This is a genomic window from Azoarcus indigens (assembly GCF_004361735.1).
In the GTDB taxonomy this organism is placed as follows: domain Bacteria; phylum Pseudomonadota; class Gammaproteobacteria; order Burkholderiales; family Rhodocyclaceae; genus Azoarcus; species Azoarcus indigens.
Genome location: NZ_SNVV01000001.1, coordinates 604,491 through 615,851, shown reverse-complemented (window position 1 = coordinate 615,851; position 11,361 = coordinate 604,491). Strand labels below are relative to the sequence as shown.

Genomic DNA, 11,361 nt, shown 5'->3' with positions numbered 1-11,361 from the left:
TGGTGGAGCAGAACGCCCGCGCGGCCCTCCAGGTGGCCGACTACGCCTATGTGCTGGAGACCGGCCAGATCGCGATGGAGGGGCCGGCGGCGCTGCTGAAGGATGATCCCAGGGTCATCGAGGCGTATCTGGGGCTGGGCGGCAAGCATCAGGCGATGCTGGCGGCTTGAGGGCCCTTGCATCGGCGCACGAGAACAAGCACAGGGACGGGGAAAGGACAGACGCAGCACTCCCCGGCAAGAGAGCGATGGCGGGAAGGCAAGGGACGCGAGGGGCAGGAGATCCCTTTCCCGCCAACGGAAGAACGAGCTGCGGACATCGATCCGCAGCCGCCAGCAGCAACTGCCGCCTCAGCGCGGCAGCCACATAAATCAGGAGGAAACATGAAGTTCAGGAGACTTGCAGTCGCAACGGTCGTGGCATCCCTGTTCGCAAGCGGTGCCGCGCTGGCCGATCTCACCGTCGGCATCACCGTGTCCGCCACCGGCCCGGCCTCCGCGCTGGGCGCCCCGCAGAAGAACACCGTGGCGCTGCTGCCGGCGACGGTGGGCGGCGAGAAGGTGAACTGGATCGTGCTGGACGATGCCACCGACCCCACCCAGGCTTCGAAGAACGCCAAGAAGCTGGCCGAAGAGAACAAGGTGGACGTGCTCGTCGGCTCTTCCACGGTGTCCAACACCATCGCCGTGACCGAGATCGCGGTGGAGTCCAAGACGCCGCTGCTGGGCCTGGGCCCGGTGGCTTCGCTGGCGCCGGAGAAGGAGCACTGGCTGTTCCGCATGCCGCAGCACAACCGCATCATGGCCGGCGCCATCGCCGACGACATGGCGGCCAACGGCGTGAAGACCATAGGCGTGATCGGCTTCGCCGACCCCTATGGCGAGAGCTTCATGGCCGAGATGAAGAAGGCGGCCGAAGCCAAGGGCATCCAGCTCACCATCAACGAGAAGTTCAACCGCGCCGACACCTCGGTGATGGGCCAGGCGATGAAGCTGATCGCCGCCAAGCCGGATGCCATCCTCATCGTTTCCTCCGGCACGCCGTCCGCGCTGCCGCATTCCACCCTGGTGGAGCGCGGCTACAAGGGCCGCATCTACCAGACCCACGGCGCCATCGGCCGTGACGTGCTGCGGGTGGGCGGCAAGGCGCTGGAAGGCGGCATCTTCGTCACCGGCCCCATCGTGGTCGGCGACCAGCTGGCCGACAGCAACCCGATGAAGGCGGTGATCGCCAACTACGTGAAGCTGTACGAGGCCAAGTACGGCGCCGGTTCGGTCGGCCCGCAGGGTGCCCACCTGTGGGATGCCTACCTCATCCTCGACGCCGCTGTTCCGGTGGCGCTGAAGAAGGCCAAGCCGGGCACGCCGGAGTTCCGCGCCGCGCTGCGCGACGCCATCGAGAACACCAAGAACGTGGTGGGCGTGCATGGCGTGTTCAACATGAGCCCGACCGACCACTTCGGCCATGACGAGCGCGCCCGCGTGCTGGTCAAGGTGGAGAACGGCAGCTACAAGCTGCTGCGCTCCGAGTAAGGCCCGAGGAGAGGACGAGGAATCCTATGGACAAGGTGATTCGTGACATCGACCGCATGTTCGCCAGGCCGGTCGTCGACGTCGAAACGCGGGGAGATGGTGTGCGCGTCCTGCGCTCCGGGATTCCTCTTCCCGAAACCTGGTCGCGCTGCATCGGCGAGTGGCTGGAGCACTGGAACCGCGCCGATCCGCAGCGCCTCTTCCTGGCTGAACGCGGCCGGGACGGCGAGTGGCAGAAGCTGACCTATGGCGAGGCGCGTCGCCGCGTCATCGCCATCGGCAGCTGGCTGCTGAAGCAGAAGCTGTCGGCCGAGCGGCCGGTGGTGATCCTGTCCGACAACTCGGTGGAGCATGCGCTGCTGATGCTGGCGGCGATGCACATCGGCGTGCCGGCCAGCTCCATCTCCTCCGGCAACTCGCTGATGTCGAAGGACTTCGCCAAGCTCAAGGGCAACATCGAGCTGCTGCGCCCGGGCGTGATCTATGCCGATCCGGTGGAGCGCTTCCGCCCGGCGCTGGAGGCCATCGCGTCGCTGCACGACGGCGTGGTGGTGGCTGGCGGCAACAGCGCCGACGTTGGCAGCTACACCCCCTTCGCCGCCATCGAGGCGGCGAGCGACGAGGCCGCCGTGCTGGCCGCCTTCGACCGCATCAACGGCGACACCATCGCCAAGTTCCTCTTTACCTCCGGCTCGGTGGGCACGCCCAAGGCGGTCATCAACACCCACCGCATGCTGTGCTCCAACCAGGCGTCCAAGGCGCTGGTGTGGCCTTTCCTGGAGGATGCGCCGCCGGTGCTGCTGGAGTGGCTGCCGTGGAGCCATACCTTCGGCGGCAATCACAACTTCAACATGGTGCTGCGCTCCGGCGGCAGCATGTACCTGGACGACGGCAAGCCGACGCCGGCGCTGCTGGACCGCACCCTGCGCAACCTGCTGGAAGTGTCGCCCACGCAGTATTTCAGCGTGCCGCGCGCCTTCGACATGATGGTGCCCAAGCTGCGCGACGATCCGGCGCTGCGCGAGGCCTTCTTCAAGCGCCTCACCATCATCTTCTACGCCGGCGCGGCGCTGCCGCAGCACTTGTGGACCGCGCTGGAGGATCTCTCCGAGGAAACCACCGGCCACCGCGTCACCATGGTGTCGTCCTGGGGCTCCACCGAGACCTCGCCGATGGCCACCGATTGCCACTTCCAGGCCATACGCTCCGGCGTCATCGGCGTGCCGGTGCCGGGCACCGCGCTGAAGCTGGTGCCGGCGGTGGACAAGCTGGAAGTGCGGGTGAAAGGCCCGAACGTGTTCCCGGGCTACTGGAAGCAACCGGACATCACCGCCAAGTCCTTCGACGAAGAGGGCTACTACCTGATCGGCGACGCGGTGGAGTTCGTCGACCCCGAGCGCCCGGAGCTGGGCCTGCTGTTCGACGGCCGCGTCGGCGAGGACTTCAAGCTGCTCACCGGCACCTGGGTGCACGTCGGTTCGCTGCGGGTGGCCGGCATCGACGCGCTGAAGCCGGTGGCGCAGGACATCGTCGTCACCGGCCACGACCGCGACGAGATCGGCTTCCTCGTCTTCCCCAACATGCCGGAGTGCCGCAAGTTGTGCCCCGACATGCCGGAAGACGCGCCCGCCATCGACGTGCTGCTGAACCCGGCGGTGCGCAACCGGGTGCGCCAGGGCATGGCGATGATGATGAAGACCGGCGGCGGCTCCTCCACCTACCCGGCGCGCGCGCTGCTGATGGCCGAGCCGCCGTCGGTGGAGGCGGGCGAGATCACCGACAAGGGCTACATCAACCAGCGCGCGGTGCTCAACCGCCGCGCCGACCTCGTCGAGTACCTGTACGCGGACGTGCAGGACAAGACGGTCATCACGGTACATCCGGCCGCCTGAGCGCCGGCGTCCGCAGCAAGGAAGGCATCCATGAGCGAACAACTGGTCCGGACCTCGACCGAGGACAACATCTACACCATCACGCTGGCGCGCCCGGCCAAGCGCAATGCCGTCAGCGACCGCCTGCTCGGCGCGCTGGAAGAGGCGCTGATCGCCACGCCGGAAGGCACCCGGGTGATCATCCTGGCGGGCGAGGGCGAGCATTTCTGCGCCGGCCTGGACCTGGCCGAGCACCAGCACCGCGAGCCCTTCGGCGTAATGCTGCACTCGCGCGGCTGGCACCGCATCTTCGACCGCATCCAGAACGGCGGCATCCCGGTGGTGGCGGCCATGCAGGGCGCGGTCATCGGCGGCGGCCTGGAGCTGGCCACCGCCACCCATGTACGCATCTCCGAACCCAACACCATCTACCAGCTGCCGGAAGGCCGCCACGGCATCTTCGTCGGCGGCGGCGCCTCGGTGCGGGTGGCGCGCATCATCGGCCCCGGCCGCATGTGCGAAATGATGCTCACCGGCCGCATCCTCGACGCCGAGGAAGGCCTGCGCCTGGGCCTGGCCCACTACCTGGTCGGCCCTGGCGAGGCGCTGGCCAAGGCGCAGCAGCTGGCGCGCCGCATCGCCGAGAACGCGCCCATGGCCAACTGGGCCATGGTCTCCGCCATCTCCCGCATCACCAACATGGCTACCGACGACGGCTTCTTCGTCGAATCGCTGACCGCGGCGCTGACCCAGACCAGCCCCGAAGTCGCCGAACGCATCGGCCATTTCCTCAACCGCAAGGGCAAGGGACCGCAGACATGAGCAACGCCTTCCAATCCTCCGAAGCCGCCGCGCTGGCGACCGCCTACGACGACATCTGGCTGGTGGCCGGCTGCCGCACCCCCTTCGCCGACTACAACGGCGTGCTGCGCGACGTTTCTCCCACCGACCTCGGCATCTACGCCGCCCGCGCGCTGTTCGAGCGCAGCGGCATCGCCGCCAGCGAGATCGGCGCCATCGTCGCCGGCAACATGGCGCAGGCCAGCTTCGACGCCTACTTCATGCCGCGCCACATCGGCCTCTATTCCGGGGTGCGGGCGGAGGTGCCGGCGGTGCTGGTGCAGCGCCTGTGCGGCACCGGCTTCGAGGCCATCCTCACCGCCGCCGACCAGATCACCCTGGGCAAGACCAAGGTGGCGCTGGCGGTGGGCACCGAATCCATGTCGCGCAACCCGGTGGCCTCCTACACCCACCGCGCCGGCTTCCGCATGGGCCAGGTGGATTTCCGCGACTTCCTGTGGGAAGCGACCAAGGACACGGTGTTCGGCGGCTCAATGGGCGACACCGCCGAGAACCTGGCCAAGCGCTACAACATTTCCCGCGAGGCGGTGGACCGTTTCGCCGAACAGAGCTTCGCCCGCGCCGTCGCGGCCTGGGAAGCCGGCTACTTCGACGGCGAGGTGGCGGCGGTGGTGAACAGCCACTGGGAGCTGGCCGGCTACAAGCCGCGCGGCCTCAAGCTGGCCGACCGCGCCGAGCGCTGCGAGCGCGACGGCCATGTGCGCGCCACCAGCTTCGAGACGCTGCAGAAGCTGAAGCCCGCCTTCGGCGGCGTGCAGACCGGCGGCAACAGCTCCGCCATCGTCGACGGCGCGGCGGCGGTCATCGTCGCCCACGGCGATTGGGTGCGCGCCCACGGTCTGAAGCCGTTGGCCCGCATCGTCGCCGGCGCGGCGGTGGCGGTGCCGCCGGAGATCATGGGCATCGGCCCGGCGCCGGCCATCCGCGCGGCGGCGAAGAAGGCCGGCCTCACCGTCGGCGACCTCGGCCGCGTCGAGATCAACGAAGCCTTCGGCGCCCAGTACCTCGCCTGCGAGCAGGAGCTGGGGCTGGACCGCGACAAGTCCAACGTGCATGGCGGCGCCATCGCCATCGGCCATCCGCTGGGCGCCTCCGGCGTGCGCCTGACCACCACCGTGGCGCGCGAGCTGCAGGAGGCCGGGCTGCAGTTCGGCGTGTCCTCCGCTTGCGCCGGCGGCGGCCAGGGCGTGGCCATCGTGGTCGAGAACGCGGCTTGAGGTGATCGGCCTCCGGGCGATCGGGCCATCCCCACCGTTCGCCACCCGCCTGCCGGAAGACGCTGGCACGCGCCAGCCGGCTTCGACAGGCCCGGCCCGGACGGGGATGGGGCGCCGCCCGGCGGTGAAGCAACAGGCGAAATGAACAGGACAAGCACATGAAATTCGACAACAACACCTTCATCGTCACCGGCGGCGCCTCCGGCCTGGGCGAGGCCACCGTGCGCGCGCTGCACGCGGCCGGCGCCAAGGTGGTGATCGCCGATCTCAACGCCGAGCAGGGCGAGAAGCTGGCCGACGAGCTGGGCGCGCGCACCGCCTTCCAGCGCACCAACGTCGCCGACGAGGCGGACGCCAAGGCGGCGGTAGATCTCGCGCTGAGCCGCTTCGGCGGCCTGCAGGGCTTGGTGAACTGCGCCGGCGTCGGCACCGCCGGCAAGGTGCTGGGCAAGGAGGGCGTGATGCCGCTGGGCGACTTCGCCCGCTGCATCCAGATCAACCTGGTCGGCACCTTCAACATGATCCGCCTGGCCGCCGAGGCCATGAGCAAGGGCGAGCCGCAGGCCGACAACGAGCGCGGCGTGATCATCAACACCGCCTCGGTCGCCGCCTACGAGGGCCAGATCGGCCAGGCCGCGTACTCCGCCTCCAAGGGCGGCATCGTGTCGATGACGCTGCCCATCGCCCGCGAACTGGCGCGCTTCGGCATCCGCGTGGTGACCATCGCCCCCGGCCTGTTCATCACCCCGATGATGCGCGGCCTGCCGCTGGAAGTGCAGAAATCGCTGGGCGAAGGCACGCCCTTCCCGCAGCGCCTGGGCGAGCCGGAGGAGTTCGCCAAGCTGGCGATCAGCATCGTGGATAACGTGATGCTGAACGGCGAGACGATCCGCCTGGACGGCGCAGTGCGCCTGGCGGCGCGCTGAGGCTTGGCTGCGCCGCGGTGAGGTTGGGCGCGCATAGGTCAGACCACGCAGATGAACTGGACCACGCTAGCCGAGCTGCATCGGGGCTACGTGGACAGGGCAGATGACTTGGATCAGGCAGACAGTCCCAGCTGGCCCCGGTGTTCCCCCTCCCCCCTGGCGGGGGAGGGCCGGGGAGAGGGAGACGCCCCGAAGGGGCGCAGAGCCTGCGAGCTTGGACAAGCGTTGGTCTCGCGCCCGCCCCCTCTCCCCGGCCCTCGCTCCGCGCCCCGGCCCAGTGGCTTGCGGGCCGCTGGGCGCTTCAGGGAGCGAAGCAGTGCTTCGCTTTTTCCCCCTACGCTCCGCGAGGGGAGAGGGGAGCAAACCGGCGCTGAACCGCAGGACCCGACAACCGAATAGCCCAGCAACCGAGTAACCCAACAACCCAAACGGAACCACCCCCCATGGCCCGCAGCAACATCTATCGCATGCGCATCGCCTTCAGCGATTGCGACCCGGCGGAGATCGTGTTCTTCGCCAACTACTTCAAGTGGTTCGACACCGCCAGCCGCGAGTTCTTCACCGCCTGCGGCGTACCCAGCTGGCGCGAGACCAAGGCCCAGCGCGGCATCATCGGCACGCCGCTGGTGGACGTGCAGGGCAAGTTCATGAACTCCGCCACCTATGGCGAAGACATCGAGATCGAAAGCGCGGTGGAAGAGTGGCGCGGCAAGAGCTTCGTCATGCGCCACGTTGCCCGCCGCGGCGACACCGTGCTGTGCGAAGGCCGCGAGGTGCGGGTATTCGCCATCCAGGACCCGGAGAACCCGCTGCGCATCAAGGCGGTGCCGATTCCGGAAGACATCCGCGCCGCCTGCGAATAAGGCGGCAGGAAACAAGGCGGCAGGAAACCGCAGTTACGTCATACGCATTTCCCGGCCACAACGGGCGCCGCGCAGAGAACGCGGCACACAACAGCCACCGCCGGGAAATGCGCCAGAGAAGAGGGGGAGAAAGAGATGCCGGACTACCGCGCGCCGCTGCGCGACATGCAGTTCATCCTGACGGAGCTGGCCGGGCTGGAGGCGGTGTCGCGCCTGCCCGGCTGCGAGGAGGCCACGCCCGACCTGGTCGGCGCCATCCTGGAAGAGGCGGGCAAGTTCGCCGCCGGCGTGCTGGGGCCGATCAACCGCCAGGGCGACGAGCAGGGCTGCCGCCTGGAGGCGGACGGCCGCGTGCGCACGCCGGAGGGCTGGCAGGCCGCCTACAACCAGTTCCGCGATGCCGGCTGGATCGGCCTGTCGCTGCCGCAGGAATACGGCGGCCAGGGCCTGCCCAAGCTCGTCTCCACCCCGGTGTGGGAGATGTGGTTCTCCACCAACATGGCCTTCACCATGCTGCCGCAGCTTAACGTGAGCCAGGCGGAGGCGCTGCATATCGCCGCCAGCGACGAGCAGAAGGAAACCTGGCTGCACAAGGTGGTGAGCGGCGAATGGGCCAGCACCATGAACCTCACCGAGCCGCAGGCCGGCTCCGACCTCGCCGCCACCCGCGCCCGCGCCGAGCCGGCGGCGGACGGCAGCTACCGCCTGTTCGGCCAGAAGATCTTCATCTCCTACGGCGAGCATGAGCTCACGCCCAACATCGTCCACCTGGTGCTCGCCCGCCTGCCGGACGCGCCGGCCGGGGTGAAGGGCCTGTCGCTGTTCATCGTGCCCAAGTACCTGGTGAATGCCGACGGCAGCCTGGGCGAACACAACGACGTGCGCTGCATCTCCATCGAACACAAGATGGGCATACACGGCAGCCCCACCTGCACCATGAGCTACGGCGACAAGGGCGGCGCGGTCGGCTACCTCATCGGCCAGCCCAACCGCGGGCTGGAGACCATGTTCATCATGATGAACGAGGCCCGCTTCGGCGTCGGCGTGCAGGGCGCCGGCCTGGCCGAGCGCGCCTACCAGTTCGCGCTGGACTACGCCCGCGAGCGGGTGCAGGGCCGCGATGCCGTCAGCGGCGAAGCCGGCAAGCCCATCCTCCACCACCCGGATGTGAAGCGCATGCTGCTCTCCATGCGCGCCCGGGTGATGGCGATGCGGGCGCTGCTCTACACCGCCGCCAGCTGGTTCGACATCGCCCACCATCACCCGGATGCCGAGGTCGCGGCCAAGCACCGCCGCTATGTGGACCTGCTGATGCCGGTGGCCAAGGGCTGGTGCACCGAGGTCGGCAACGAGGTCTGCGACGATGCCATCCAGGTCTTCGGCGGCATGGGCTTCGTCGAGGAAACCGGCATCGCCCAGTTCTTCCGCGATGCCCGCATCATCACCATCTACGAAGGCACCACCGGCATCCAGGGCAACGACCTGGTCGGCCGCAAGATCCTGCGCGAAGGCGGCGCCACCCTGCGCGAGCTGATCGCCGACCTCGGCGCCAGCGTGCTGCAGCTGAAGGAGGACGAACAGCTGGGTGAGATCGCCGATGGCTTCGCCGAAGGCGTGGATGCGCTGGAGGAAGCCACCGACTGGATGCTGGCCAACGGCAAGGACCAACTGGCCGACGTGCTCGCCGGCGCGGTGCCCTTCCTGCACCTGCTGGGCACCGTGTGCGGCGGCTGGCAGCTCGCCCGCGCCGCCCAGGCCGCACGCCGCCGGCTGGTGGCGGGCGAGGGCGATGCCGAATACCTCGCCAGCCTGGTCGAACTGGCGCGCTTCTACATCGCCACCATAGGCCCGCAGGCGGCCGCCAATGCCGCGGTGGTGCGGGAAGCGGGCGGGGCGCTGACGCGCTTCGCGGAAAGCGCGTTCTGAGCGGGGCGGTGGGGGAAGTGCTGCGGAGAGGGCGCCGCGGGGCGGCCCGGTGAGCGGTGAGGCTGGCGCGGGGAATATGCCGTAGCGTCGGGTCGCCGCCGCCGTCCGCTCCCAGCCCGGTGACTCCACTCAGGACAGGCCAGTCGAAAGTCATCGCCGCGCGCAGAGGCGAGGGCAGCGGCGAGCACCAGATGGCCGCCTGCAGGGCATGCAACGGGGATCGGCGAGCATGCAGGCCGGTCGCGATCCGCCCGCTGGCCCGCGCTGATGGCGGCTCACACCAGGCGCATGCCCGGATCGCCCCATCCCCGCACAATGCAGGCTCGAACGAACAGCAAGGAGACGAGTGAATGACTGCCGACCCCAAGGCCAGCGGCATGACGGTACGCGACGCCATCCTCGGCCGCCGCTCGGTGCGCGGCTTCCGCCCCGAGCCGGTGGCGCGCGAACTGCTGCTGGACATCCTGCGGGTGGCTTCGCGCTCGCCCAGCGGCACCAACCTGCAGCCGTGGAAGGTGCATGTGTGCACCGGCGCGCGCAAGGACGCGCTGAGCGAACGCCTGGTCGCCGCCCACGACGCCGGTGGCGAAGGCCACGAAGAGGAATACCCCATCTACCCGGCCGAGTGGCGCGAGCCCTACCTCTCCCGCCGCCGCGCGCTCGGCCTCGGCCTGTATTCCCTGCTCGGCATAGGCCGCGACGACAAGGCCGCCCGCCACGCCCACTTCGCCCGCAACTACCGCTTCTTCGGCGCGCCGGTGGCGCTGTTCTTCACCATGGACAGGGACATGGAGCAGGGCAGCTGGCTGGACATGGGCATGTTCATGCAGAACGTGATGCTGGCCGCCCGCGCCCACGGCCTGGAAACCTGCCCGCAACAGGCCTTCGTGCGCTACCACCGCATCGTCTGCGAGGTGCTGGAGATCCCGCCCGGCGAACGCATGCTGTGCGGCATGGCGCTGGGCTACCCGGACGAAACCGAGCCGGCCAACCGCCTGCACACCGAACGCGCTCCGGTGGAGGACTTCGTCCGCTTCGTCGAATGAACTGCATCGGCGGGTAAGGTCTCCTCGACCCCTCTGCACCCGCCTTTCCTCCAGGCCTGCCGGCACCATGCCCGCAGGCCTTTTTTTCGTCTCTGGCTGCGCTGGCGGCCTCGCCCTCACACCGAGGCCGCCACCCGCTCCCGCAGCCACTGATGCGCCGGATCGCGATGCAGCCGCTCATGCCACAGCATCAGCATCTCGAAGCCCGGCACTTCGACTGGCGCCTCCACCACCTGCAGCGCGGCATTCCCCCGCACCAGCCGCGACGGCACCATCGCCACCAGGTCGGTGCTTGCCAGCACCGCGCCGAGGAAAAGGAAGTGCGGCACCGACAGCGCCACCCGGCGCGCCATGCCCAGCTCGGCCAGCACCGCATCGGTGGCGCCGGTGAAGCCGCCGCCGTCCGGCGACACGATCACATGCTCCAGCTGGCAGAACTGCGCCAGCGTGGGTCGGCGCTTGAGGCGCGGATGGCCGGCGCGACCCGCCAGCACGTAGCGCTCGGTGAACAGCGGGCGGCGGCGCAGGTCCGGCGGCGCTTCCGCTTCGATGAGGAAGGCGAGGTCGATGTCGCCCTGTTCCGCCTTTTTCGCCACCTGCGCTGGGGTGAGTTGGACCACGGCGAGCCGTGCCGAGGGCGCCGCCTCGCGCAGCCCGGCCAGTGCCGGCAGCAGCACGGTGAATTCGCTGTAGTCGAAAGCTGCCACCCGCCAGCTGTGGCGGGACAAGGCGGGGTCGAAGGCGCTGGAGGGCGCCACCGCCTGGGCCAGCGCGGCCAGGGCCTCGCGCAGCGGTTCGCGCAGCTCGTCCGCCCGCGCGGTGGGGCGCATGCCGCGCGGGCCGGGCAGCAGCAGCGGATCGCCGAAGAACTCCCGCAGGCGGGCGAGCTGCACGCTGACGGTGGGCTGCGCCAGGTGCAGGCGCTCGGCCGCGCGGGTCACGTTGTGCTCGGTCAGCAGGGCATCCAGCGTGACCAGCAGATTCAGGTCCAGCTGCCGCAGGCTGGCGGGCAGGGAATTGTTCATGGCAATACCTGGGATTCCGGAAATTCATTTCCACTATATCCGGCGCGCCCCTATCGTGGTGCCACTCACTTCCACTTCCTGATTGATGGAGCAC

Annotated in this window: 9 protein-coding genes and 1 pseudogene; 9 read left to right on the top strand and 1 reads right to left on the bottom strand. The window is 69.1% G+C overall.

The features are described 5' to 3' along the window. The 9 genes and pseudogenes from C7389_RS02905 to C7389_RS02865 form a co-directional block, all read left to right on the top strand. Positions 1 to 170, top strand: a pseudogene (locus C7389_RS02905) (ABC transporter ATP-binding protein); the annotation flags it as partial. 246 nt (positions 171 to 416) lie between these two features. Continuing rightward, entirely contained in the window at positions 417 to 1,532 is a 1,116-nt protein-coding gene (locus C7389_RS02900) for an ABC transporter substrate-binding protein (RefSeq protein WP_342773489.1), read from the top strand. Between the two features lie 26 nt (positions 1,533 to 1,558). Beyond that, positions 1,559 to 3,424, top strand: a complete 1,866-nt coding sequence (locus C7389_RS02895) for a feruloyl-CoA synthase (RefSeq protein ID WP_133588132.1) — start codon at positions 1,559 to 1,561, stop codon at positions 3,422 to 3,424. A gap of 30 nt (positions 3,425 to 3,454) precedes the next feature. Further along, a complete protein-coding gene (locus C7389_RS02890) occupies positions 3,455 to 4,225 on the top strand; it encodes a crotonase/enoyl-CoA hydratase family protein (protein ID WP_133588130.1) in 771 nt (256 codons plus the stop codon). Next, positions 4,222 to 5,481 (top strand): thiolase family protein, encoded by a 1,260-nt coding sequence (locus tag C7389_RS02885; RefSeq protein ID WP_133588128.1) that lies wholly within the window; start codon positions 4,222 to 4,224, stop codon positions 5,479 to 5,481. The genes C7389_RS02890 and C7389_RS02885 overlap by 4 nt, the downstream gene beginning before the upstream one ends. Positions 5,482 to 5,639: 158 nt before the next feature. Beyond that, positions 5,640 to 6,407, top strand: a complete 768-nt coding sequence (locus tag C7389_RS02880) for a 3-hydroxyacyl-CoA dehydrogenase (protein WP_133588126.1) — start codon at positions 5,640 to 5,642, stop codon at positions 6,405 to 6,407. Between the two features lie 443 nt (positions 6,408 to 6,850). Next, positions 6,851 to 7,270: an acyl-CoA thioesterase gene (locus C7389_RS02875; RefSeq protein WP_133588124.1), complete on the top strand. Its 420-nt coding sequence runs from the start codon at positions 6,851 to 6,853 to the stop codon at positions 7,268 to 7,270. A gap of 135 nt (positions 7,271 to 7,405) precedes the next feature. Continuing rightward, positions 7,406 to 9,196, top strand: coding sequence for an acyl-CoA dehydrogenase (locus tag C7389_RS02870; RefSeq protein ID WP_133588122.1), 1,791 nt, complete (start codon positions 7,406 to 7,408; stop codon positions 9,194 to 9,196). Positions 9,197 to 9,546: 350 nt separating this feature from the next. After that, entirely contained in the window at positions 9,547 to 10,242 is a 696-nt protein-coding gene (locus C7389_RS02865) for a nitroreductase (protein WP_133588121.1), read from the top strand. Between the two features lie 116 nt (positions 10,243 to 10,358). On the opposite strand, the gene C7389_RS02860 is transcribed toward C7389_RS02865, so the two are convergent. Next, positions 10,359 to 11,267, bottom strand: a complete 909-nt coding sequence (locus C7389_RS02860) for a LysR family transcriptional regulator (protein WP_133588120.1) — start codon at positions 11,265 to 11,267, stop codon at positions 10,359 to 10,361. Between the last annotated feature and the right edge of the window lie 94 nt (positions 11,268 to 11,361).